The 23349-nt window shown below is 67.3% G+C and carries 27 protein-coding genes; 17 read left to right on the plus strand and 10 right to left on the minus strand.

Annotated features, from left to right (window positions below; translation table 11 throughout):
* Positions 1 to 3: 3 nt before the first annotated feature.
* A complete protein-coding gene (locus tag ABIC35_RS15375; protein WP_121073571.1) occupies positions 4 to 714 on the plus strand; it encodes a hypothetical protein in 711 nt (236 codons plus the stop codon).
* A 4-nt stretch (positions 715 to 718) separates the two neighbouring features.
* Here ABIC35_RS15375 and ABIC35_RS15380 read toward each other — a convergent pair whose 3' ends face one another.
* Positions 719 to 904 carry a hypothetical protein gene (locus ABIC35_RS15380; protein WP_093297141.1) on the minus strand — a complete coding sequence of 62 codons (186 nt, stop codon included), beginning with the start codon at positions 902 to 904 and terminating at the stop codon, positions 719 to 721.
* A gap of 144 nt (positions 905 to 1048) precedes the next feature.
* Here ABIC35_RS15380 and ABIC35_RS15385 point away from each other — a divergent pair, with 144 nt between their 5' ends.
* A complete protein-coding gene (locus ABIC35_RS15385) occupies positions 1049 to 1447 on the plus strand; it encodes a response regulator (RefSeq protein ID WP_183049296.1) in 399 nt (132 codons plus the stop codon).
* A 94-nt stretch (positions 1448 to 1541) separates the two neighbouring features.
* Positions 1542 to 3287 (plus strand): transferrin-binding protein-like solute binding protein, encoded by a 1746-nt coding sequence (locus ABIC35_RS15390; RefSeq protein WP_220667327.1) that lies wholly within the window; start codon positions 1542 to 1544, stop codon positions 3285 to 3287.
* Positions 3288 to 3322: 35 nt separating this feature from the next.
* Here the strand turns inward: ABIC35_RS15390 and ABIC35_RS15395 are convergent, their stop codons facing one another.
* The 3 genes from ABIC35_RS15395 to ABIC35_RS15405 all read right to left on the minus strand — a co-directional run bounded on the left by ABIC35_RS15395 (position 3323) and on the right by ABIC35_RS15405 (position 5545).
* The gene (locus tag ABIC35_RS15395; protein WP_121073565.1) at positions 3323 to 4270 is read right to left on the minus strand and encodes a cation diffusion facilitator family transporter; all 948 of its coding nucleotides are present in this window, start codon (positions 4268 to 4270) and stop codon (positions 3323 to 3325) included.
* A gap of 11 nt (positions 4271 to 4281) precedes the next feature.
* A complete protein-coding gene (locus ABIC35_RS15400; RefSeq protein ID WP_121073562.1) occupies positions 4282 to 4644 on the minus strand; it encodes a hypothetical protein in 363 nt (120 codons plus the stop codon).
* Between the two features lie 133 nt (positions 4645 to 4777).
* Complete coding sequence (locus ABIC35_RS15405; RefSeq protein ID WP_121073560.1) at positions 4778 to 5545, minus strand: Bax inhibitor-1/YccA family protein; 768 nt, start codon at positions 5543 to 5545, stop codon at positions 4778 to 4780.
* 161 nt (positions 5546 to 5706) lie between these two features.
* On the opposite strand from ABIC35_RS15405, the gene thpR reads away from it, so the two are divergent.
* On the plus strand, positions 5707 to 6243 hold the full coding sequence (gene thpR, locus ABIC35_RS15410; RefSeq protein ID WP_121073557.1) for an RNA 2',3'-cyclic phosphodiesterase: 537 nt from the start codon (positions 5707 to 5709) through the stop codon (positions 6241 to 6243).
* Here thpR and ABIC35_RS15415 read toward each other — a convergent pair.
* The gene (locus ABIC35_RS15415; RefSeq protein WP_121079094.1) at positions 6225 to 6782 is read right to left on the minus strand and encodes a TetR/AcrR family transcriptional regulator; all 558 of its coding nucleotides are present in this window, start codon (positions 6780 to 6782) and stop codon (positions 6225 to 6227) included. The genes thpR and ABIC35_RS15415 overlap by 19 nt on opposite strands.
* Positions 6783 to 6838: 56 nt before the next feature.
* On the opposite strand from ABIC35_RS15415, the gene ABIC35_RS15420 reads away from it, so the two are divergent.
* Positions 6839 to 7309: a monooxygenase family protein gene (locus ABIC35_RS15420; protein WP_121073552.1), complete on the plus strand. Its 471-nt coding sequence runs from the start codon at positions 6839 to 6841 to the stop codon at positions 7307 to 7309.
* A 15-nt stretch (positions 7310 to 7324) separates the two neighbouring features.
* On the opposite strand, the gene ABIC35_RS15425 is transcribed toward ABIC35_RS15420, so the two are convergent.
* The 3 genes from ABIC35_RS15425 to ABIC35_RS15435 all read right to left on the minus strand — a co-directional run bounded on the left by ABIC35_RS15425 (position 7325) and on the right by ABIC35_RS15435 (position 10476).
* Positions 7325 to 8635 carry a methyl-accepting chemotaxis protein gene (locus ABIC35_RS15425; RefSeq protein WP_354278506.1) on the minus strand — a complete coding sequence of 437 codons (1311 nt, stop codon included), beginning with the start codon at positions 8633 to 8635 and terminating at the stop codon, positions 7325 to 7327.
* A gap of 232 nt (positions 8636 to 8867) precedes the next feature.
* Positions 8868 to 9983, minus strand: a complete 1116-nt coding sequence (locus ABIC35_RS15430) for a zinc-binding dehydrogenase (RefSeq protein WP_121073544.1) — start codon at positions 9981 to 9983, stop codon at positions 8868 to 8870.
* 22 nt (positions 9984 to 10005) lie between these two features.
* Positions 10006 to 10476: a low molecular weight protein-tyrosine-phosphatase gene (locus ABIC35_RS15435; protein ID WP_121079092.1), complete on the minus strand. Its 471-nt coding sequence runs from the start codon at positions 10474 to 10476 to the stop codon at positions 10006 to 10008.
* Positions 10477 to 10557: 81 nt separating this feature from the next.
* Here ABIC35_RS15435 and ABIC35_RS15440 point away from each other — a divergent pair, with 81 nt between their 5' ends.
* Positions 10558 to 12126 carry an MFS transporter gene (locus ABIC35_RS15440; protein ID WP_121073541.1) on the plus strand — a complete coding sequence of 523 codons (1569 nt, stop codon included), beginning with the start codon at positions 10558 to 10560 and terminating at the stop codon, positions 12124 to 12126.
* Positions 12127 to 12129: 3 nt separating this feature from the next.
* Here the strand turns inward: ABIC35_RS15440 and ABIC35_RS15445 are convergent, their stop codons facing one another.
* Positions 12130 to 12666, minus strand: a complete 537-nt coding sequence (locus ABIC35_RS15445; protein WP_121073538.1) for a superoxide dismutase family protein — start codon at positions 12664 to 12666, stop codon at positions 12130 to 12132.
* Between the two features lie 253 nt (positions 12667 to 12919).
* Between ABIC35_RS15445 and ABIC35_RS15450 the strand changes: the two genes are divergently transcribed.
* The 4 genes from ABIC35_RS15450 (at position 12920) to ABIC35_RS15465 (ending at position 15263) form a co-directional block, all read left to right on the plus strand.
* Positions 12920 to 13585, plus strand: coding sequence for a DUF4893 domain-containing protein (locus tag ABIC35_RS15450; RefSeq protein WP_121073535.1), 666 nt, complete (start codon positions 12920 to 12922; stop codon positions 13583 to 13585).
* Positions 13586 to 13789: 204 nt separating this feature from the next.
* Positions 13790 to 14458 (plus strand): opacity protein, encoded by a 669-nt coding sequence (locus ABIC35_RS15455; protein ID WP_121073532.1) that lies wholly within the window; start codon positions 13790 to 13792, stop codon positions 14456 to 14458.
* A gap of 89 nt (positions 14459 to 14547) precedes the next feature.
* A complete protein-coding gene (locus ABIC35_RS15460) occupies positions 14548 to 14976 on the plus strand; it encodes a group II truncated hemoglobin (protein WP_121073529.1) in 429 nt (142 codons plus the stop codon).
* 59 nt (positions 14977 to 15035) lie between these two features.
* A complete protein-coding gene (locus tag ABIC35_RS15465) occupies positions 15036 to 15263 on the plus strand; it encodes a hypothetical protein (protein WP_121073526.1) in 228 nt (75 codons plus the stop codon).
* A gap of 236 nt (positions 15264 to 15499) precedes the next feature.
* Here ABIC35_RS15465 and ABIC35_RS15470 read toward each other — a convergent pair whose 3' ends face one another.
* The gene (locus tag ABIC35_RS15470) at positions 15500 to 15898 is read right to left on the minus strand and encodes a VOC family protein (RefSeq protein WP_121073523.1); all 399 of its coding nucleotides are present in this window, start codon (positions 15896 to 15898) and stop codon (positions 15500 to 15502) included.
* A gap of 86 nt (positions 15899 to 15984) precedes the next feature.
* Here ABIC35_RS15470 and ABIC35_RS15475 point away from each other — a divergent pair, with 86 nt between their 5' ends.
* The 7 genes from ABIC35_RS15475 to ABIC35_RS15505 all read left to right on the plus strand — a co-directional run bounded on the left by ABIC35_RS15475 (position 15985) and on the right by ABIC35_RS15505 (position 23210).
* A complete protein-coding gene (locus tag ABIC35_RS15475) occupies positions 15985 to 16683 on the plus strand; it encodes a helix-turn-helix transcriptional regulator (RefSeq protein WP_121073520.1) in 699 nt (232 codons plus the stop codon).
* A 211-nt stretch (positions 16684 to 16894) separates the two neighbouring features.
* Positions 16895 to 17464 carry a pseudouridine synthase gene (locus tag ABIC35_RS15480; RefSeq protein WP_121073517.1) on the plus strand — a complete coding sequence of 190 codons (570 nt, stop codon included), beginning with the start codon at positions 16895 to 16897 and terminating at the stop codon, positions 17462 to 17464.
* Positions 17465 to 17687: 223 nt separating this feature from the next.
* Entirely contained in the window at positions 17688 to 18518 is an 831-nt protein-coding gene (locus ABIC35_RS15485) for a 23S rRNA (adenine(2030)-N(6))-methyltransferase RlmJ (protein ID WP_121073514.1), read from the plus strand.
* A gap of 90 nt (positions 18519 to 18608) precedes the next feature.
* Entirely contained in the window at positions 18609 to 20168 is a 1560-nt protein-coding gene (lnt, locus tag ABIC35_RS15490) for an apolipoprotein N-acyltransferase (protein ID WP_121073511.1), read from the plus strand.
* 73 nt (positions 20169 to 20241) lie between these two features.
* Complete coding sequence (metK, locus tag ABIC35_RS15495; RefSeq protein ID WP_066724303.1) at positions 20242 to 21453, plus strand: methionine adenosyltransferase; 1212 nt, start codon at positions 20242 to 20244, stop codon at positions 21451 to 21453.
* A gap of 149 nt (positions 21454 to 21602) precedes the next feature.
* Positions 21603 to 22358: an EAL domain-containing protein gene (locus ABIC35_RS15500; RefSeq protein WP_121073508.1), complete on the plus strand. Its 756-nt coding sequence runs from the start codon at positions 21603 to 21605 to the stop codon at positions 22356 to 22358.
* A 90-nt stretch (positions 22359 to 22448) separates the two neighbouring features.
* Positions 22449 to 23210 carry an EAL domain-containing protein gene (locus ABIC35_RS15505; protein ID WP_121073506.1) on the plus strand — a complete coding sequence of 254 codons (762 nt, stop codon included), beginning with the start codon at positions 22449 to 22451 and terminating at the stop codon, positions 23208 to 23210.
* Positions 23211 to 23349 lie beyond the last annotated feature (139 nt).

Consider the following 23349-nt stretch of genomic DNA (forward strand, 5'->3'; position numbering starts at 1 on the left):
GCGATGCCGAGTGACGTGGACCGCCTGCTCGCCCGCGGCGAGGAACTGATCGAGCGCTCGCGCGCCCGCACCGAAGGCGCGCTTGCCACCCGCACCCGCAAGCGGCGCGAGGCGGAGATCCTTTCGCGCCTCGGGCGGATCGCGGCGGCAGATGCGGTGATCATCATCGCTGCGATCACGATCGGCATGTTCGTGCCGCTCGGCATGTTCGGCGCGCTGGCGGTGATGGCACTGCTGATCCTGGCGACCCTGCTGTTCGCGTCCCTCCCCGTCACCAGCGCGCCCCGCGTCGAACAGCTGGTGCAGGTACCGCTCAAGGCGCTGCCGTCCACCACCGAGCGCTGGCTGGAGACGCAGCGGCTGGCGCTGCCCGCCCCTGCCCGCACGCTGGTCGATTCGATCGGGGTGAAGCTGGAGACGCTGGCGCCGCAGCTCGCCCGGCTGGACGAATCCTCGCCTGCCGCCAACGAGGTCCGCAAGCTGATCGGCGAGCAACTGCCCGAACTGGTCAAGGGCTATGGCCTGGTGCCCGAGCCGCTGCGCACCGTGCCGCGCAACGGCATGACGCCGGATCAGCAGCTGGCCCAGGGCCTGCAGGTGATCGACGAGGAAATCGCCGAGATGACCGCCCAGCTCGCCCAGGGCGACCTCGACGCGCTCGCCACCCGCGGCAACTTCCTGCAGATCAAGTACAAGGACGACGAGCTGGGCTGAACGTTCAGAGCAGCGCGAGCAGATATCGGATCAAATCGGCGATCCCGCTGGCGCTGACCGGCAGCAGCAGCAGGATCAGCGCGTAGACGAGGAACATCCGCGTCAGGAATCGCTCGCGCCGGCCCGGCGGCAGGGGCACGGGCCGCGGCGGTTCTGGCCGGGGCCAGACGCGATTCTCGTCAAAGAACATCGTGCGACAAGGTGCCGTATCGCAAAGCACCCCGCAACCACCCCTTGGGCCAGCGGAGCGCCTCGTCGGACCGGCTGCCCATAGGACATTTGCGTAGAGACCCCTCGCTCGCGCCGTGGCAGGCGAAGCGATCAGGCTCGCTCCATGACCATCCCCTCCCCCGCCGAACGCCCCAGCGTGTTGCTCGTCGAAGACGATGACGGCGTGCGCCGGTCGACCCAGCTGCTGCTGCACGGCCAGGGCTATCAGGTGCGCGCACACAGCGTGGTAACTGCTTCGCTCGCCGATCCCGCCGCGCTCACCGCCGACTATCTGGTCGCCGACTACTGCCTGCCCGACGGCGACGGCATCGCGCTGCTCCGCGACCTGCAGGCGCGGGGCTGGAACGGCCGGGCGGTGCTGATGACCAGCTATCCCAGCCCGACGCTGACTGCCGAGGCGGAGGCGACCGGCTATGCCGCGCTACTCGAAAAGCCGCTGCGAGCGCTAGAGTTGCTGGGCGCCCTCGGGCGAAAAGGGAAAGAAGGCGACATAGGCGCCTAAAACGACACGGGTTACGCAGCACAGCCGCAACTTTTCCGGTTTGCTTTTCCTGCCCGCGCGCTACGGATCCGCAAAGACGTGTAAGGGGGAAATCTTGCAGACTACGCATTTCGTGACAGGCGCGTTCGCGTGCCTGATGTTGAGTGCATGCAGCGGCGGTGGCGGGGGTGCCGGCGCAGGCGGGATCGGGAGCGGCGGCAGCGGCGGGCTTCCAGCCGCGCCGGTCAATACGACCCTCACCGATCTGCGCGCCAGCCAGAGCTTCGCCAATGATGCCGCGGTGAACAGCGCCGTCTTCGATCTGAAGACGAGCACGGGCATTCAAGGCACCGCCGGCAGCAGCAACCTAACCGTCCGCTATGACGCGACGGCCAATAGCTACACCGTCAGCACCGCCGATCGCTCGCAGACCTTCGGCACCACCGACGTTACCACCGACGATGCGACGCAGACGATCTACAAGAAGTCCGCAGGCGGCGCGAACGAGTATCTGACGCTCGTCAAGGCCGGGTATTCCGGGCTGGCGGCGACCCGCTATGTCCGACTTGGCTATTGGCAGCGGAACCTGACGGCGGACGGCCGGCAGAATACCGACTATGTCAGCTTCACCTATGGTCTGCCCACGCCAGCGGGCACGCTGCCGCGCACCGGCACCGCCGCCTACAAGATCGACACGTTCGGCATGGTCTCGGCCCCTGGCGGCGAGCCGCGCTCGATCGGCGGCAGCGGCACCTTCAGCGTCGATCTGGAGCAGAACCTCTTCACTGCGCATAGCTATCTGCAGGAGACGCAGCTCGTCCACAGCGGCGGCACGAGCGGGGGCGGTATCGAATTCAACGCCGGCGGCAAGATCGCTGCGGACGGCAGCTTCGCCGGCACGCTCGGCTATGGTGGCTCGCTAGGCCAGGCCGGCGGCGCACTGGCGGGCCGGTTCTACGGCCCCAACGGCGAAGAACTCGGCGCCACCTTCTCGGCGAACAACGCTGCCGGCCTGTCGGTCGCGGGTTCGTTCGTCGGCGCGCGGGATCTGACGGGGCAAGCCGACAATTTCACGCTGACCAACCTGACGCACGAACAGCAATTCTACACGCGGTTCGGCGCCAATATCGGCGGCTCGCTGACCTGGCAGAATTCGGAGACCTTCACCGCCTCCAGCTATTCTTCCGGCTATTCGGGTGGTCAGTTCACCCTTGCCGACAAGGTTGCCAGCACCGACCCGAATTTCACGACCTACAAAAAGTCGTTCACAACCTATTATGACAGCCAGTATCTGCAACCGGTTACGCTGGAGCTGTACAAGCCCGGCACCGCCAACACCGAGCTCGCGCTGACCTATGCCAGCTTCGGCCACTGGATCACCACCGAGGTGATCAGCGGCAGCAACAAGCCGCGCGTGGACCAGTATTTCGTGTATGGCTTCTACACGCCCAACGCGATGTTTGCGGCACGCACCGGCACGGCCGAATATACTGGCGTCGCCTATGGCACCGGCTCCACCTACACCACGGGCGAGAAATATGCGGTGACCGGATCCTCGAAGTTCGTCGTGGATTTCAGCGCAGCGAAACTCGATGCCACGCTGGTGCTGGCAGGCAAGGCGATGAGCAACGGCGCCACCCTCAACTTCGGCAGCTTCGACTTCGCCGGAAAGATTTCGTCCTACGGCGCGACGGGCGAGGCCAGCTTCATCCGCGACCAGACCACGCTGGGCACGATCTCGGCCAATTTCTTCGGGCCGGACGCCAGCGAGATCGCCGCGCCCTTCTATCTCAACCTGCCGGCGAACAGCGTGGCGCCGAATACGTCGATCACCGGTGCCGCCCTCGCCAAGCGGCGCTGATACCGAACGCGGACGGCCCCTGTGCCGTCCGCAGTTCAGCCCGGCACCACCACCCCGGCATCCTCGCGCTTTTCCGGGCGGATGTAGATCGAGCTGAGCTGCGGCAGCGCGGCCTTGAGCTTGGCCTCGATCCGCTCGATCAGAGTCTCCGCCTCGCCCATCGCCAAGCTGTCGTCGAAATCGGCGCTGATCGCCACGAACACCCGCTCGGGCGCGGTGTGGATGGTGCGGACGTGATTGACGCCGGTGATGCGCGGCTCGGCCTCCAGCATCGCGCGGACCTGGGCGATCAGGTCCGGATTGGCGCGCTCGCCGATCAGCAGGCCCTTGGCCTCACGCGCGAGCAGCGTCGCCACCGCCGCGAGGATCAGCCCGATCACGATCGAGGCCGCGCCGTCGATCCGCGGGTCGCCCCATGCATGGCTGGCCCAGACGCCGATCGCGGCGACGATCAGGCCCGCCAATGCCGCCGAATCCTCGAACAGCACGATGAAGCCGGCGGGATCCTTCGATTCCCGGATCGCCTTCCACCAGCCGCAATCGCCCTTGCTCGCGCGAAACTCGCGGATCGCGATCACCCAGCTGGTGCCCTCCATCGCGGTGGCGATGCCGAGCACGATGTAGTTGACCAGCGGATCGCGCAGCGGCTCCGGATCGAGGATGTGGAGATAGCCTTCGTAGACCGACACGCCGGCGCCCAGCCCGAAGATCAGGATCGCAACGACAAAGGCCCAGAAATAGAGCTCACGACCATAGCCGAAGGGGTGTTCCGCATCGGGCGGCCGCTTGGCGCGGCGCTGGCCGTAGAGCAGCAGGATCTGGTTGAGGCTGTCGACCAGGCTGTGCACGCCCTCGGTGAGCATCGAGGACGAAGAGGTGATCGCCGCCGCGACGAACTTCGCGACGGCGATCCCGATATTGGCGCCGAGCGCCGCGTATAGAACCAGATTGGCGCGCCAGCCCGACGCGGGAGACGCAGCCATCCGTTCGTGCCTCAGTCGAGACCGAGCTTGTGCAGGGCCTTGTCGATCACGCCGCGATCCTCCTTAGGCGCGGCTTCCTTGCCGCCGGCGCGCTCGGCTTCGGCCTTGGGATCATATCCCGAGCTTTCCGGGATCTCGTTGTTGTGCACCGGCTGGGTCGAGGCGGGCGGATCGGAGGCGTCCATCGACTCGTCCAGCGCGCGGTCGAGCCGGGCTTCCTTGCTCGCCGGATCGCGGGCGAGCCGCTCCTCGATCGAGGAGTCGGTGCCGGCATCGGCGGAATGCACCGGGCCCTTCGCCGCATCGTCATCGGCGCGGGGGTCGGGGGCGACCGACATCCGGTCCATCGCGGGGTCGAGGGGATTGTTGGTCATGCTGCACTCTCCTGAGCGTTACGCCGATTAAACGGACATGCCGGGAGTCGCGTTCCTTCCCTGCACGGCCACGCAAAACAAAAGGCCCGGCGGATCGCTCCACCGGGCCCATTTGCTTTCCGTTCCGCGAGGATCAGTCGCGCGAGCTGCCGAACAGGCGCAGCAGGAACAGGAACATGTTGATGAAGTCGAGATAGAGGTTCAGCGCCCCCATGATCGCGACCTTGCCCTGCTCGCGGGTGCCCGCGACATAGGCGTAGATGCTCTTGATCTTCTGCGTGTCATAGGCGGTGAGGCCGGCGAAGATCAGCACGCCGACGGCGCTGATCACCAGGCTCATCGTGCCCGACTGCAGGAAGAGGTTGACGATCGACGCGACGAGAATACCCACCAGGCCGATCAGCAGGAAGGTGCCGAAGCCCGACAGATCCTTCTTGGTGGTGTAGCCATAGAGGCTCAGCGCACCGAAGCCGGCGGCGGTGCCGAAGAACACCTGGGCGATCGACATGTCGGTATAGGTGACGAAGATCGTCGAGATCGACGCGCCCAGCAGGCCGGCATAGGCGAAGAACAGCGCCTTAAGCGTGCCTTCGGACATGCGGTTCTGACCGAAGCTCATCGCGAAGACGATCGCCAGCGGCGAGATCATCACCACCCAGCCGAGCAACGTCGGCTGCAGCGACAGGCCGCGGGCGGTTTCCACCACCTGGAACAGCAGCGCCTGCAGCGAGGCGACCTTGCCGAACGCCAGCGCGACGATGCCGGTCAGCAGCACGCCGGACAGCATGTAGTTGTAGACCGACAGCATGTACGACCGGAGCCCCGCGTCATGCGCCGCGGCGCGTGCACTCGCGGTCGCGAAGGGCGACTCGCTCGTGCGGGGATCGGACCAGTTAGCCATTCGAAAAACTCCTTTGACCGGCGCAATGCCGGATGGCTGGAATATCGGCTTCGCCACAGGGGTTTTCAAGCAAAACCGGGCGCAGCAACGTTTCGATACAGACGCCGCGACGACTTTGCGTGCGCTTTGAACAAGCTAGCCGGTCCGCTAGAACATTGGCGATGCATCGTCTGTTCGTCGGCTTCCGCCCGCCCTCCGCGATTCGCGCGCAGTTGCTCAGCCTTGCCGGCGGCGTGCCGGGCGCGCGCTGGCAGAGTGACGAGCAGCTTCACTGCACCCTGCGCTACATCGGCGAAGTGGAGCGGCCGGTGGCGGAAGACGTCGCGCTCGCGCTGGGTACGGTCCGCTTCGCGCCGTTCGAGCTGGCGATCGACGGCGTCGGCGAGTTCGACTCACGTGGGCGGCCTAATGCGCTCTGGGCCGGGCTGCGGCCGCACGAGACGGTGACCCAGCTCCACCAAAAGATCGACCAGGCGCTGGTCCGCGCGGGCCTGCTGCCCGAGCGACGCGCCTATCTGCCCCACATCACCCTGGCCCGGATGAACGCACAGGCCGGCGCCAACGAGCGCTTCCTTGAGGCGCATGCCGGGCTCGCCAGCGCGCCGTTCACGGTGGACAGCTTCCTGCTCTACGAGAGCCATCTCGGCCGCGAAGGCGCGAGCTACGAGGCGATCGAGCGCTATTCGTTGCGCGGCTGAGCGCCCGCGACGCCGTCCGCCATCAGCGCCATCGCGGCACTGACCACCCCGTCCTCGGCCGGCACCTTGCCGTCTAGCGCGAGTGTCGACAGGCCGTGCACCACGCCCCAGGCGGCCAAGGTCGCCGGACCGGGATCGCCGCCCGCAAGGCTGGCGACGCGCCGAGACAGGATTGCAAAGGCCTCGCCATATTGTTTGGGCTCCACCGCACAGCCGGGATTGCCGCCGAACATCAGCCGGAACATCGCCGGATGCGCCTGGGCGAAGCGGAAATAGGCGATGCCCTGCGCCACCAATGCCGCCTTGGCCGGCTCCGCCCGATCGGCGTCTGCCAGCACCGCGGCGAGTTCGGCGAACCCCGCCTCCGCCACCGCGCCGAGCAGCGCCGCCTTGTCGGCGAAGTGCCGATAGGGCGCCATCGCCGATACACCGGTCGCCTTGGCCAGCGCGCGCAGCGTGACGCCGGCCTCGCCTTGTTCATCCAGCAGCGCCGTCGCGGCATCGATCAGCCGAGCGCGCAATCCATCCGCAATTTCCATCTTGTTTACACCGTAAACCATCCGTATCGTGTACATTGTAAACAAGGAGACTCGCCATGCAAGCCAACACGCTCCGCGAGACGGTCGATCTCGCTGCCTATCCGGAACTGATCGTGGTGATCCTGGGCTTCAAGCTGCGCCGCTGGCGCGCGCTCCCGGCGATGATGCGGATCGGCAAGGGGCTCGCCGAGATCAAGAAGAACCCGCCCGACGGGTTGCTCGCCGAAGACGGGATGCTGTTCGGCTGGAACCATGTCGGCTTCCGCCAATATTGGCGCGACCTGCCGAGCCTGGAAGCGTTCACGCGCAGCGCGCCGCACAGCGTCTGGTGGCGCGATTTCCTCAAGGACCCGCAAGGGGCCGGCTTCTGGCACGAGGCCTATAGCGCGCGCGGCATCGAGGCCGTGTATGTCAACCTGCCCGGCCAGCGGCTCGGGCTTGGCATGTTCGCGCCGATCACCAAGCCGGTGGGCACGCTGATGTCGACCCGCCAGCGCCTCCACGCCCATGCGGGCGTGGAGGGCTGAGCCGGGCGGGCGTCGTCAGAACGACGCCCAGTCGCCTTCCGCCATTGCGGGGGCGGGCGCCGGTGCGGCGCGGCCGCCAGCCCCGCTGCGCTTCGACAGGTTGGGCCGTTGCAGCGGCAGGCTCATCCGCGGGTTGTGCGCCTCGCCGACATTGAAGGCCTGCGCCGACCGCTTCAGCGCCTCGACCTCGCGGCTCAGGCTGCGCGCGGCGGCGGAGGTTTCCTCGACCATCGCGGCATTCTGCTGGGTCGCCTGATCCATCACGGTGATCGCGGTGCTGATCTCGCCGATCGACGAGGCCTGGGCCTGGTTGGCGGTCGCCATGCTGCCGAGCAGGTCGTGCACCTCGCGGACATCGGTGGCGATTGCGGCAAAGGCGCCGTCGACGCGCTGGACCATGCCCACCGCGGCGGTGACATCGGCCTGGGTGGTGGTCAGCTGGTCGCGCGCGCGGCCGGCTTCCTCTTCGGCGCGCATCGCCAGGGCCGAGACGAGGTCGGCGACGACCGCGAAGCCACGCCCCGCCTCACCTGCACGGCCCGCTTCCACGGCGGCGTTCATGGCGAGAACCCGCGTCTGGAAGGCGATCTTGTCGAGGCCTTCGATCACGTCGTCGATGCCCTTGGCGCTTTCCGACACCCGGCTCATCGCCGACACCGCCTCGTCGGCAACGTCACGGCCGGCCTGGACCGAGGCGATCGCGCCATCGGCGCGCTCTACCGTCTGGTTGGCGCTGCCGGCGGTGCTGCGCAGGCGCTTGTCCATCTCGCCGATCGAGTGGACGGTTTCCTGCAGGCTGGATGCGGCGCTTTCGGTGCGACGCGACAGGTCTTCGGAGGCGACGGCGATCTCGGCAGAGCCGGTGCTGATCGTCTCCGCCGACGTCGCGACCGAGCGCACCAGCTCGCGCAGCGAGGCCAGCGCTTCGTTGAAATTGGTCTTGAGCACCGCATTGGCGCCAGCAAAGTCGGCGGTCACGTCCGCGGTCAGGTCACCCTTGGCGAGCCGCTCGAGCGACTGGCCAAGCACCTGCACCACGGCGGCCTGCTGCTCGGCGGTCTCGCGTTGCGCGACCGCGGCATCGCGGAAGACGAGCATCGCGCGCGAGATGCGGCCGACGCAATCCTCATAATGGGTGTTGGCAATCGGCGCCTTCAGATCACCGGCCGCCAGTCCCTCCATCCGCACGACGGTCGCGACATAGGGATCGGCGATCACGCGGGCGAACATGCGGGTGAGCACGAAGGCGGTGGCGATGACCACCACGTTGAGCCCCAGCATTACCCAGTGCGGCAGTATCAGGTTCAGCACGGCGAGGACCATCATGATCCCGATCATGGAACCGAAGGTGACCTTCAGCTTCTCCCGAATGGGAGCCTTTACTTCCAACCAATGCAGCATTTTCGTCCCTCACGATCGGGTGCCGGACTTCCTCCGCCGGCCCCGCGTTGAGCCCACCCAGCTGCATTGTAGAGGGCAAGAGGTTGATAAAGTTCATTCTGACATGTGTTGGAAACGATTTGTCTGAAAATTCAGCCGAAACGAGACGGGGGCCCGATCACCCCCGTCCAGGATCGATCAGGAACTTCTCGCCGGTCGCCTTGCGCTCATAGGCGCGCAGTACGTCCGGCTGCAATGCTTCGGCGAGTCCGATGGTGCGGGTGTAGCGGCTGGCGAAGGTGGTGGTGAGCTCACTGAGGATGCGCTGCCGCATCGCGCCGAGCGTCTCCATGCCGGCACGGCGCAGGAACGGCGTCAGCAGCCAGCCCGAGACGCTCCACTGGAAGCCGAAGGCCAGCCGGTTGAGCGTGGTCGGCGCCATGTCGAGCGCGCCGTAGATATAGAGCTGCTTGAACTGTTCGGATCCATAGCGGCTATATTCGGTCATCTTGCGCACCGCTGCGGCTTCCATCGCCTGGAGGATGTCGCTGCCCAGCGTGCCGCCGCCGATCGCGTCGAACGCCACGGTCGCGCCGGTCTCCGCCACCGCATCGGTGAGCCTGGCGCGGAAATCCTCGTCGCGGCTGTTCACCACATGGGTGGCGCCGATGTCGCGCAGGATCGCCGCTTGCTCCTCGGAGCGGACGATATTCACCAGCGGCACGCCGTCCGCGAGGCAGATCTTCTGCAGCATCTGCCCCAGGTTGGAGGCAGCGGCGGTGTGGACGATCGCGCTGTGCCCGTCGCGCCGCATCGTCTCGACAAAGCCGAGCGCGGTCAGCGGATTGACGAAGATCGCCGCGCCATCCGCCGCCGCGGTACCCTCCGGCAGTTCGACGACGTCGCGCGCTTTGAGCACGCGATAATCGGCGAACATCGCGCCGCCCACCGCTGCGACCCGCTTGCCCATCAGCGCTGCGGCATCCGCCCCGGCGGCGACGACCGTGCCCGCGCCTTCATTGCCCACCGGCATCGACTGGCCGAGCCGCGCCTTCATGCTGCCCAGCCGGCCCTTCTGCACCTCGAACACCAGCGCATCGCCGTCCTGCCGAAGCGTATCCACCTGCGCCGGGCCGAGCAGCAGCCCGAGATCGCTGGGGTTGATCGGCGCCGCCTCGATCCGGACGATCACTTCGTCCGCAGCCGGCTCCTCATACGTCACCTGCTCCAGCGACAGGCGCAGCGTGCCATCTTCGCTCAGCGTCGAGCGCAGTTCGCGTCCGGTGAATGCCATGGTCCCTCTCCTTTTGGTTTGTTCAACGCGTCTCTACGAGTTCTTCTACCAGCCGGTCGGCCGCCGTCCGCACCTCGTCCCAGGTGCGATCGAAGCCTTCCGGCCCACCATAATAGGGGTCGTCGACGGCGCGACCTGCCCAGCCGGGCACCGCGTCGAGCAGCAGCCGCAGCCGGGCGCGGCCGCCCTTGGGCGCGATCCGGCGGAGGTCGGCGAGGTTCTGCGGATCGAGCGCGAGGATGTGATCGAACCGCTCGAAATCCTCGCGCGTCACCTGCCGCGCACGTTGACCGGTGATGTCGATGCCGTGCTTGGCGGCGACCGCGATCGAGCGGCGATCGGGCTGCTCGCCGGCATGCCAGCCGCCGGTCCCCGCCGAATCGGCGATCACCGCGATGCCCGCCTCTTCCGCCGCCGCGCGGAATGCCGCCTCGGCCAGCGGCGAGCGGCAGATATTGCCCAAGCAGACGAACAGGAATGCCGGTTCGGCCATCGCGAAAATCATCCTTTCGTAAAACGGGTACGCTCTGCTAGCCTGACTGGCAACGGCACGCACAACGCCGAAGGAGAGGATATGGCCAGCATGCCCCCAACGCCCGACGGGGCGAAGGCGACCCCCTATGCATGGTACGTGCTGTCGCTGCTGCTGCTCGTCTATATCCTCAACTTCATCGATCGCCAGGTCGTCGCGATCCTGGCCGACGACATCAAGCGCGACCTGGGCCTGCGCGACCAGGATATCGGCTTCCTGTACGGCACGGCCTTCGGCGTATTCTACGCGCTGTTCGGCATCCCGCTCGGCCGACTGGCGGACAACTGGCATCGGGTGCGGCTGATGACCCTCGGCCTCGCGCTCTGGTCGAGCATGACCGCGCTCTCGGGCTTCGCGCGCACCGGGCTGGTACTGGGGCTGGCGCGGATGGGCGTCGGCATCGGCGAGGCGACGGCCGGGCCTGCCGCCTATTCACTGATCTCCGACTGGTTTCCCAAGCGCCTCCGCGCCACCGCGCTCGCGCTCTATTCCTCGGGCGTCTATCTGGGCGGCGGCCTGTCGCTGTTCCTCGGCGCGCTGATCGTCCAGCGCTGGAACCAGGCCTATCCGGGCGGCGGCCCGCTGGGGCTGGTCGGCTGGCAGGCGGCGTTCCTCGCGGTCGGGGTGCCGGGGCTGCTCGTCGCGGCCTGGATCGTCACCCTGCGCGAGCCGCCCCGCGGGCTTTCCGAAGGTATGGCGACCCCGCCCCACCCTGCCCCGTTCCGCGCCTTTTTCGAGGAGCTGCTGACGATCCTGCCGCCCTTCACGCTGATCGGCGCCGCGCGGCTGGGGCCTGTTGCACTGGCGCGCAACCTCGCCGTGCTCGCGCTGGTCGCCGGGCTGGTCGCGCTGCTCGTCCATCTCGGCGAGCCGCCCGCACAATGGATCGCGGTGGGGATCGGCGCCTATGCCGTGTTCAGCTGGGCAACCGCGCTCAAGCGGCGCGATCCGCCGACCTATGCGCTGATCGTCGGCACCCCCGCCTTTCTGTGCGTGGTGCTGGCCTATGGCCTCAACACCTTCCTCGCCTATGCGATGGCCGGGTTCGCGCCGAGCTTCATTCGCCGCGCCTTCGACATCCCGCCCGAGCAATTGGGGTCGCTCGGCTTCTGGATCGGCGCGCCGGTCGCGCTGGCGGGGTTCCTCGGCGTGACGATCGCGGGGCGGATCTCCGACGCCCTGCGCGCCCGCAGCCCGGTGGGGCGCATGCATGTGCTGCTCTTCGCCTGCCTCGCACCGATCGCGCCGATCGTCCTGCTGTTCACCGCGCGCGACCTCACCACCGCCTATGTGATGCTGCCGCTCGCGCAGTTCCTGATCTGCGGCGGGCTGGGCGCGGCCGCGGCGACCACGCAGGACCTGGTGCTGCCGCGGATGCGTGGCACTGCAACCGCGGCCTTCTTCATCGGCACGACGCTGATCGGCCTGGCGCTCGGCCCCTATTGTGCCGGCCGCATCGCGACCCTCACCGGCGATCTCGCCACGGGCGTGCTGGCGCTGCTCGCCAGCGTGCCGCTCGCGCTGGCGGCGATCTGGGGCGCCTATCGGCTGCTGCCGGCGGCGGAGGCGAGCAAGCTGGCCCGCGCCCGCGCCGCCGGCGAGGCGGTGTAACGCTCAGACCGTCTGGAACACGCCGCAGGCGATGCGGCCGCCGCTGTTGCCCGCGGGGTCGCTCTTGTAATCGTCCTCGCCGGCATGGACGACCAGCGCCGCGCCGTCCTGGTCCATCAGCTGGTCGAAGCTGCCGCCCGCCAGCGTGAAGCTGAGATGGCCATGGCCCTTCTCGTCGATTTTCATGTTGGGCATGTCGCCGGCATGGGGGCCCATCGGGTTTTCCTTGCCGTGCTTGGTTGCGCCCGGGTTCCAATGGCCGCCGGCGCTGGTGAAGTCCGGCGGCGTGCAGACGCCGGTGGTGTGAACATGCACACCGTGCGGCCCGGGCGAGATCCCGTTCACGTCGACCAGCACGCGAATCGATCCCTCGACCTGCTCGGCCACCGCGGTGCCGACCACCTTGCCGCCGGCATCGTGCAGCTCCGCCTGGGCGCGGAAATGGCCTGCCATATAGCGCGCGTTCTGCGCCTTGGTCGCGCAGCCGCCCAGCAGCAGGCCGATGACCGCTGCACTCGCGCCGATTCCCCAAGCCTTCATGTTCAATCTCCCGGCCATGTCCTTGATGCAGCGTAATGGCCCTTCTTGGCCGCGGTTCCAAGAGCCGGGGCGTCAGTTCGGGCCATCCGTCGGTAGGATACGGCGGATTGCTTCGGTTCACCGCACCAGACCGCACGCCCACCGCAGCTTTTACTTTTCATTAACCTTCGTTTACGACTTTGCTTCGTGGGAGCGTCGCGGCAAAGCGCCTCCTGCTGGTTCACAGGGCCAAAAGATTCACAGGGGACGTATCATGCACCGGCTCGCCTTCGCGATGCTCGCTCTGCCCATGCTCGCCGGCTGTCAGGCGAGCACGACCAAAATGGATCTTCGCCCGATCACGGTCGTCGAGATGCCCCCGCCTCCACCGCTGTGGCGCACCCGCATCGCCCAGGCCGACATGCCGCGCCTCGAAAGCCTGCCGGCCAGCTGGCGCCAGCTGTACGAGAATGTCCGCGCACCGGTACGCAAGCTGCAGGGCGCGGTGCTGGATCCCGATGCCGGCCAGCCGCACCCGGCGCTGCCACCCGGCTCCTATCGCTGCCGCACGCTGCATCTGAAGCCCGGACCCGCCGGCCGCGCGCTCGTGCAGCCGAGCCCTGCCGGCTTCTGCTATATCTCCGCCGCGAACGAGTCGAAAGACGATGCCCCGCTCGGCCTCGCCAAGCAGACCGGCACCGACATCGTCGCCGGCTATGTGTTCCCGGACGGCAAGCGCTACGTGTTCCTCGGCGCGCGTCAGGCCAAGCCGGGCGCGAACGACATCGGCTATGGCAATCCCGGCGCGCGCGACGTGGTCGGCATGGTCGAGCGTTTCGGCACCTTCCGTTGGCGGCTGGCAGTCCCCGGTGCGCTGCCGGGCAGCGTCGATGTGTATGAGCTGACCCCGGTACCAGCGGACGTCCAGCCGAAGGGCTGATATCAACGCTCGCCATCGAAACGTTTGTTCATCGAGGCGACAGGAACCGTTGCCGCAGTGCAACACCTCTGCCGCAAATGCTTCTCGGCGATGCAACCTTGGCAGTAGCCCGGGCATTGTGCGCCCATCTCCGGCCGTACCGCCTGTTGCAGCGGACCAGCGCCGGGAGATGTGTGTTTCACCAGCGTAGAGGTTATCCCCCCCATGCGTAAGATCATCGCCGTCGCGGCAGCTGCTGCCGCGCTCCCCTTCGCCGTCCCTGCGTTCGCCCAGGACACCACCACCGGTGCCGGCACGATGGAGACGACCACCACCGCCGACACCAGCGGCACCATGACCACCACCGCCGCGCAGGAGGATGGCCCGCGCGCGCCGGACGGCTCCAAGGCCTTCGGGATCGAGCCCTATGTCGGCGTGCTCGGCGGCTGGGAACGCTTCGACCGTCAGGAAAATGCCGGCATCCCGATCCAGCCGAACAAGTATCGCCTCGACGGCGCGATGGTGCAGGGCGTGGTCGGCGTGAACGTGCCGCTCGGCCCGGTGTTCGTCGGCGCCGAAGGTAACGTTGCCAAGGGCGTCAGCGGCGACATCGATTGGGAATATGGCGCTGCCGGCCGCTTCGGCCTGCGTGCCGGCGAGAGCGGCCTGATCTACGGCAAGGTCGGCTATCAGTGGGTCAATTTTGACAAGATCGCCAATGCCAACCGTGACTATCACGCGATGACCTACGGCATCGGCGTCGAGGTCGGCCCGAAGGACATCGGCCTTGGCGGCATCACCGGCCAGAGCGGCGTCCGCCTGCGCCTCGAGATGAACACGTTCAGCGACGCGAAGAGCTTCCGCCCGATGGCGGGTATCATCGCGCACTTCTGATCGGGTCCGCCGCCCCTCCCTCGCGGAGGGGCGGCTCCCCGTTGATTCCCGTCAACCCGCGCCCGCCATTTTCGGCTAAAGCGCGTCCCATGCCCGAATCGTCCCTGCCCTTCGACCGCGTCGGCGGCGAAGAGTCCGTCCGCGCCATCGTCGACCGCTTCTACGATCTGGTCGAGCAGGACCCCGCCTATGCGGCGCTCCACGCGATGCACCAGCCGGACCTGACCGCGCTGCGCCATTCGCTCACCCGCTTCCTGGTCGCCTGGCTCGGCGGCCCGCGCGACTGGTTCGACGCGCGCCCTGGCATGTGCATCATGGGCTTCCACCGCCAGCTTGCCGTCACCGCGCAGACCGCGGCGCAATGGGCGCACGCGATGGACCGCGCGATCGGCGCCGATCCGGGCATAGAACCCGAAACCGCCCGCCAGATGAGCGAGGCACTCCACCGCATGTGCCGCGCCATGGCGGTGCAGGCGCGCACTGCCGCCGAGGCCGCCGCCGCCGCACCCGCGGGTTGATCCGCTTCGGAGCAGGTCTCCGCCGCAATCCCAACGCCATTCGATACAAGGGTCGCGTGATGAATGCGCGGATCACCCCCGTCGATACGCCGCTGGAAGTCGCCTGTGAACATTGCGGCCGCCTGGGGGTGACGCGCGAGGCGTGGGCGGAATGGAGCGTGGCCGAGCAGGCATGGGTGCTCAGCCATTTGTTCGACTTCGCCTTTTGCCATCACTGCCATCGGCCGACGCGGCCGGTCGAGCGACCGGCAAGCGACCTTGGTTCGGGGGCGAAAGGAACGGTTTGAAACGGGCGGCGCGGGTTAACCCCCTCTCGTGCTACCCGCAGCGCGCAAGCGCGGGGGACGGGTCTGCCGGGGGTTGTGCCCCGGCAGGCCCGCAACTCCGGGGGGGGGGGTGTGAGGGCCGGCGCTGGGAACAGGTTTTGAGGAAGGCGTGCGGAGAGGGCGCGATCTCGCCTCAGCGGCCCTGCGGCCTCTTTCGCATTCCCTTGCGGCAAAATCGGCGTGGTGCGGGATGCTGCCTATCGTGATCCGAAGCGGGCCTTTGCAGCGTCCGTGAACGGCGAGAAAATGCTGATCGCCGAACCTTCGGGATCACGGACTTGAAACGTGCGATTGCCCCACGGCAGCAGCTTGGGCGCGTGCACCAGCTCGGCCTTCCCGTGTAGCCGGTCGAATACAGCGTCCACGTCCTCGACCATGAACTCGAGGATAGCGGTGCGATTGGCACCCGGCATCGCGCTGTTCTCGGCAAACATGGCTACGGTTTCTGCGCTTCCGATGGCGAGCGTCGCTGCCGGCGTAACGATCTCCGCGAATTGCGGGGCGAGCCATTCGGCTGTCTGACCCGTCACCAGCTCGTAGAATGCAACCATGGCTTGGATGTCGGCGGCGATAAGGCGGACGGAGGCAAATTTCATCGTGACATCCTGATCGGTGGCTTGCGGAAGCCGGCCTCGTATTGCACCGCTGCTGACAGCGTTCTGTCAGCAGGAGTCATCACGCGGTGCGTCGCGCCGATCGCCTCTTTCAAATCATTCAGCTTCTTCGGCGATCGACACGGCCGGTGACCGGCGCCGCCCTGGCCGCCGAATTGGAGGTGTCGACGCGCACCGTGTACCGCGACATCGCTACCCTTATGGCGCAGCGGGTGCCGATCACCGGCGAACCCGGCTTCGGCTATCTGCTGGACGCCGAATACGACATGCCGCCGCTAATGCTGACCCAGGTTGAGTTGGAGGCCATCGTTCTGGGTGCCCAGTGGGTCGCCGGGCGTGATGATCCCCTTCTCTCTCCCGCCGCGAACAATCTACTGGCGAAGATCGTCACGGTCGTTCCTGCGCATCTCCGGCCGTTCGTCCTGGCACCGAGTACCGGCGTACCGCCGCGCCTCGTTCCAGACGAGGATGTCGTGGACGCGGCGATGCTTCGGGCTGCGATTCGCACGCGGTCGAAGCTGCGCCTTGTCTATCGCGATCAACATGGCGCGCAGACCGAGCGCACGGTGTGGCCGATCCTGCTCGGCTACGCCGAGGCAAGTCGCATCCTGATCGCCTGGTGTGAAACGCGGCAGGCATTTCGTCATTTCCGCACCGATCGAATGGTAGCGGCTGAAGCCCTGGATCAGCGCATCCCACACGCGAAGGCGGAGTTGCATCAAAGATGGGAAGAATGGCGCGCCGCGGAGCTTTCCCGAAGCCGGTAGCCATTCTCTTGGACCACCATCCGTTTCGGGAAGGGCCGCTATCGCCACCTACGTCCTGAAGGCTGCCAGGCGCACGATGTGAAGGCCCTATCGAGTCGCAACGCCGCCGCCTACGCATGCTGCAGAAGCGGGAACGTCGAGTCCCGCTTTTTGGGCCCGCCCCGCTGATCCGCCGGAAGACAGGGCAACAGCCGAACGCTAAGAGCGCGCGATGGCCCGACTGCTCCTGTTCAACAAACCCTTCGGCGTCCTCTCGCAATTCACCGACCGCGGGTCGCCGACGGTGCGGTCGACCCTGTCGGACTTCATCCAGGTGAAGGGCGTCTACCCCGCCGGGCGGCTCGATCGGGACAGCGAGGGCCTGCTGCTGCTGTGCGATGATGGCCGGCTGCAGGCACGCGTCGCCGATCCGCGCTTCAAGATGCCCAAAACCTATCTGGTGCAGGTCGAAGGCGATCCGCAGGAGGCGGAACTGGCGCGCTTGCGGCAGGGCGTCCTGCTCAAGGACGGCATGACCCTGCCGGCCGAGGCCGCGCGGATCGACGCGCCGGACCTGTGGCTGCGCGATCCGCCGATCCGCCAGCGCAAGTCGATCCCCGACGCTTGGCTGAAGATCACCATCCGCGAAGGGCGCAACCGGCAGGTGCGTCGCATGACCGCCGCGGTCGGCTTGCCCACGCTGCGGCTGGTCCGCTGGTCGATTGGGGACTGGTCCGTCGCGGGGATCGCGCCGGGGCAGTTCGAGGAGGTATCCGCTTCCGATCGCATGCAACGTCGTTGATCCGCTTTGCCGAGAGCGGGTGAAACGGCTCGCCATCTGGGGTATCGCGAACGTGCTTGCTGCCGGTTGCCGCCGGCCGCGAAAGCTGATTTGAGGCGTTGCGCAGAGGGGTGCCCTTCACCCGGCGCATAGGGCGGAGGCGAGGGCGCTTCCGTCGCGTTGCGATCGGCATCCTCGCCCCGAAACGCGTACATAAGGCCAATCGGCAGGTTTTGGATCTTCAATGAATTATCGCCACTCCTTCCATGCCGGCAACAGCGCCGATGTCGTGAAGCACAGCCTGCTGATCGCCCTTGTCCGCGCCTTGCAGCAGAAACCGGGCGCGCTGACCCTGATCGACACCCATGCCGGCTGCGGGCTCTACGACCTCGGCGGCGAGCAGGCGCAGCGCACCGGCGAGGCCGCGCACGGCGTGCTGCGCGCCTTTGCCGATGCGAACCCCTTGCTCGACGAGTATCGCGCCGCCGTACGGGCGGTGAACGAGGGGGCGGAACCGCACCTCTATCCCGGCTCGCCGCAGTTCCTGGCGCAGCTGCTGCGCCCGCAGGACCTGCTGATCCTCAACGAAAAGCATCCCGAGGACGCACAGGTCCTGCGCAGCGCGATGCGCGGGTCGCCGGCTGCCGTCCATGAGCGCGATGCCTATGAGCTGTGGCTGGCGATGCTGCCGACCCGAACGCCGCGCGGCGTGGTGGTGGTCGATCCGCCCTATGAGCAGACCGACGAGCGCGAGCGCATCACCGCCACCCTCGCCGCGGCCCACCGCAAATGGGCGCATGGCGTGACGGTCATCTGGTATCCGCTGAAGGACCGCACGACGCACCAGCAGTGGAAGAACAGGCTGCGCAGGCTCGACATCCCCAAGTTCCTGTCGGTGGAGCATTGGCTCTACGATGCCGACATGCCCGGCATCTACAACGGCGCAGGCCTGTTCATCGTCAATCCGCCCTATGCCTTCACCCAGGCGCTGCCGCCGTTGCTCGAAGCGCTCCGCGTGGCACTGGCGCCGGAAGGACATAGCGGCGAGCTCATGGCGGACTGGTTGCACGCCTGAGCGAACGCGGCAGGCGCTCGCGGGCGCTGGCGGACCCGGGGGCGCAACGCCTCTCCCCCTGGCCCCAAGCTTCGTGTAGGCCCGCCGGCGATGTTTCGCCGTCCGCTGCTCGCCTCGCTCCTTCTCGGCATCGCTTCCGCCACCGGCTTCGCGCCGCTGGACTGGTGGCCGCTCGCCCTGCTCTGCTTCGCCGGGCTGTTCGCGCTGGTCTACGCCGCGCCGACGCTGCGCTCGGCACTGCTCCGCGGCTGGCTGTTCGGGCTCGGCCATTTCACGCTGGGCGACAACTGGATCCAGCACGCCTTCGACTTCCAGGACAAGATGCCGCCCGCGCTCGGCTATGCCGCGGTGGTGCTGCTGGCGCTGTACCTTGCGATCTATCCGGCGCTGGCGATGGGCGCGGCCTGGGCCTTCGCGCGCAAGGTGACGCCCAAGTCCGGCTGGATCGAGCCGGACCTCGGCTATGTCCTGGCTGGCGCCGCCGCGTGGATCGTCACCGAATGGCTGCGCGGCACGCTGTTCACCGGCTATCCGTGGAACCCGCTGGGCGTGATCTGGGTGCCGGTGCCGGGCGTGCGCAACCTCGCGACGCTGATCGGCACCTATGCGCTCTCGGGCGTGACGATCGCGGTCGCCGGCAGCCTCTATCTCGCCTTCCAGCGCCAGTATCGCCCGCTGATCGTCGCGGCCGTGGCGCTGCTCGCGCTCAACCTCGCCTGGTCGGATCGCTGCGACCGGATCCGCTGCATCAGCACGGCCAGCGGCAAGGAGGTGGTGATCGTCCAGCCCAATATCGGCCAGGATGCGGTCAGCCGCCCCGACTATGCCGAATATCTCCTCAACCGGATGATCGCGCTCAGCGGCAAGCCCGGCGCGCTGCCCCGCCTCGTCGTCTGGCCCGAGGGCATGGTCGATTACTTCGTCGAGGATGGCTATCCGGTGCAATGGTACCGGCAGGACCCGCGCATGGTGCGCGCCCGCATCGGCGCGGTGCTGGGCCCGTGGGACCAGGCGCTGATCGGCGGCAACGCCCTCGAGTTCGGCCGCGACAACCAGCTGCAGGGCGCCGGCAACTCGGTCTGGGCGCTGGGCCCGGACGGCATGCTCGGCGGCCGCTACGACAAGGCGCATCTGGTGCCGTACGGCGAATATCTGCCGATGCGCACGCTGCTCGCCCCGCTCGGCCTCGCCCGGCTGGTGATGGGCGATGTCGACTTCCTGCCGGGCCCCGGCCCGCGCGCAATTCCCGTGCCCGCCTTCGGCAATGCCGGCATCCAGATCTGCTACGAGATCATCTTCTCCGGCCAGGTGGTCGACCGGGCGCACCGCCCCGACTTCCTGTTCAATCCCTCGAACGATGCTTGGTTCGGCCGCTGGGGCCCACCGCAGCATCTGGCCCAGGCCCGGCTGCGCGCGATCGAAGAAGGCTTACCCATCTTGCGCTCCACCCCCACCGGCATCTCGGCGCTGATCGACGGCCATGGCCGGCTGCTCGGCACGATCCCGCCGAACCAGGCCGGCGCGATCCGCCTGCCGCTGCCCCGCCCTCTGCCGCCGACGCTGTTCTCGATGCTCGGCAACTGGATGGTGCTGCTGGTCACGGTGCTTACGGGGTTGTTCGCGATTGCATCTCGGCGCTTCGCCCGCTAGGGAGCACATATAAGGAAAGCTTTATATGGGCATGGCAACGGCCCGGCGATCCTTCCCAACCTGAGGAATTTACATGCGTTCCAATTATCTCTTCACGTCCGAGTCCGTGTCCGAGGGCCATCCCGACAAGGTCGCCGACCAGATTTCCGACTCGATCGTCGACCTGTTCCTGTCGAAGGATCCCGAAGCGCGTATCGCTTGCGAGACGCTGACCACCACCCAGCTCGTGGTTCTTGCCGGCGAAATCCGCTGCAAGGGCGTGTACGAGAACGGTGCCTGGGCCCCGGGCGCGCAGGAAGAGATCGAGAAGACCGTCCGCGAGACGGTGAAGCGCATCGGCTATGAGCAGTCGGGCTTCCACTGGCAGACCTTCCGCTTCGAGAACAACCTGCACGGCCAGTCGGCGCACATCGCGCAGGGCGTGGACGCGAGCGGCAACAAGGACGAAGGCGCCGGCGACCAAGGCATCATGTTCGGTTTCGCCTGCGACGAGACTCCGGACCTGATGCCGGCGACGCTCTACTACAGCCACAAGATCCTCGAGCGCATGGCCGCCGACCGCCATTCGGGCGCAGCGCCGTTCCTCGAGCCCGACGCCAAGAGCCAGGTCACGCTGCGCTTCGAGAACGGCAAGCCGGTTGCAGCCACCGCGATCGTCGTCTCGACCCAGCACGCGCCTGGCTATGACGCGGGCGAGAAGGAAGCCGAGCTCCACGCCTATGTGAAGAAGGTCGTTGCCGACCTGCTTCCGGCCGAGCTGCTGTCGGACGCGACCGAGTACCACATCAACCCGACCGGCTCGTTCGAAATCGGCGGCCCGGACGGTGACGCCGGCCTGACCGGCCGCAAGATCATCGTCGACACCTATGGCGGCGCGAGCCCGCACGGCGGCGGCGCGTTCAGCGGCAAGGATCCGACCAAGGTCGATCGTTCGGCGGCGTACATCACCCGCTATCTGGCGAAGAACATCGTCGCCGCCGGCCTCGCCGCGCGCTGCACGATCCAGCTCGCCTATGCCATCGGCGTGTCGAAGCCGCTGTCGCTCTATGTCGACACCCACGGCACCGGCACCGTCGGCGACGACAAGATCGAGCAGGCGATCCAGGGCATCGAGAAGCTGGGCGGCCTCACCCCGCGCGGCATCCGCACCCACCTGGGCCTCAACAAGCCGATCTACCAGCCGACCGCGGCCTATGGTCACTTCGGCCGCAAGCCCGAGGGTGACTTCTTCCCCTGGGAGCGCACCGATCTGGTCGAGGATCTGAAGGCCGCGCTCGCAGCCTGATCGGTCTTTCTGATCCGAAGATGAAAAGAGCCCCGCCGGCACCCGCTGCGCGGGGCTTTTTCGTGCCCCCACACCCACTTGTTTCGCACCCAGCCTATAAGGCCTTGTGGGGCCCGTCATGGTTAACACGGGCAGCGGAGGGAGTAGGAATGGTTCTCGACACGGAGGACTGGCAGGCCGCACCGGCACCGGGCCTGCATCTCGCATTTCGACCGGTACACGATGTCATCACGAGCCGCGTCTTCGCCTATGAGGCGGTGCTGCGCGGCCCCGACGGCGAGGAAGGCGACGAGATCCTCGCCCAGATCCCCGCGAAGCGCCATGCCGAGCTCGATCGCCGCGTCGCCGCGGGTGCGGTCGTCAAGGCAATGGAAATGGGCCTCGGCACCACCACCGCGCGCCTGCTGATCCCGATCCACGCGCCGAATGCTGCGCCGGCCAATGCCGCGCTCGCTGCCGCCACCCTGGCCGGACAGCGCACCGGTCTGATCCCCGAGCGGATGATCTTCGGCATTCACGGCTTTGCCGACGTGCCCGGCCAGCAGCTCGCCGATCTGGTCGACGGCCATGCCCGCGCGGGTGCGCTCACCGCCTTCCTCGGCCTGGGCCATGATCCGATCGGCTTCAGCCCCTGCGTGCGCTATCGCCCGGCGATGGTGCGGCTCGATCCCGATCTGGTGAATGGCATCGATTCGAGCTGGTCGCGCCGGCTGATGCTGGAAGAGCTGGCGCCGCGCCTGCGTGAGCACGGCATCCGCGTCATCGCCGACGGCGTGTCGAACGAGGCCGTGCTGCGCCGCCTGCGCAGCTTCGGCATCTTCCACCTCCAGGGCGATCTGGTCGCGCCGCCGATGCCCGGCATGCTCCCGCCGACCCGCATCGAGCGCCCTGCGGCGGCGGCTTGATATGGTGTTAGCCCGAGCGTCACCATCAACGCTCGGGTAATCACTTCCGCCTACCATTCGAGACAAGGGGATCCAGCTTGGAGATGCCCCATGCTCGACCAAATCGCTCCCGCTCCGCTTCAGGAAGCGCTTCGCCGAGACTGGTTCGCGATGGCGTTCCAGCCGGTCGTCAACACCTCCACCCTGATCGTCACCGCCTATGAAGCGACGTTCCGCGGCCCCGAAGGCGAAGGCCCTGCCGCCTTTGTCGAGACGCTCGCCGAGGACAAGCGGCCCACCTTCGATCTTCGCTGCCGCGTCGCCGCGATCGAGCAGGCGATGCAGCTCGGCATCACCGAGCGCCACACCCGCCTTGCGATCAAGGTGATGCCACGCTACATCACCGATCCGGACGCCGATGCCGATCGCATGCTGCGCATCGTCCGTCGCCTCGGCTTCCCCGCGCGCGAGCTGGTGTTCGAGTTCAGCGATCGCGACCATCTCGAAAGCGACAAGATGCTGCGGCTGATGAAAGCCTATCGCAAGCTCGGCTTCCTCATTGCCTTCGACGATTTCGGTGCGGGCGACATGGGGCTGGACCTCGTCTCGGCCTTTACCCCCGACACGCTGAAGCTCGCGCCCGAGCTGGTCCACAGCCTGTGCAGCAGCTGGGCCAAGCGGATCGTCGTCGAGCGCGTGGCCGAGATCGCCAAGAAGGGCCGCATCCGGCTGATCGCCGAAGGCGTCTCGACTCGCGCCGAGCATGATCGGCTGCGTTCGCTGGAGGTGACGCTGATGCAAGGTGATCTGATCGCGCTGCCGCAAGTGGGCGCGCTTCCTGCCCCTTCGCTGCGCCTCAACGTCGCGGCATGAGGCACGAATCGCGGAATCGTTTGCAGTCGTCGAATGCAAGCACCGTAGATTCCCCAACCGTTTGAATCCGCTGCGCAGACGCACGGAATGGGAGGGTTCGGCCGAATCGGGTACCCAAGCTCCAGGTTCACAAGAATCG

Origin of the sequence: Sphingomonas trueperi, from assembly GCF_040545965.1 — a bacterium.
In the GTDB taxonomy this organism is placed as follows: Bacteria; Pseudomonadota; Alphaproteobacteria; order Sphingomonadales; family Sphingomonadaceae; genus Sphingomonas; species Sphingomonas trueperi_C.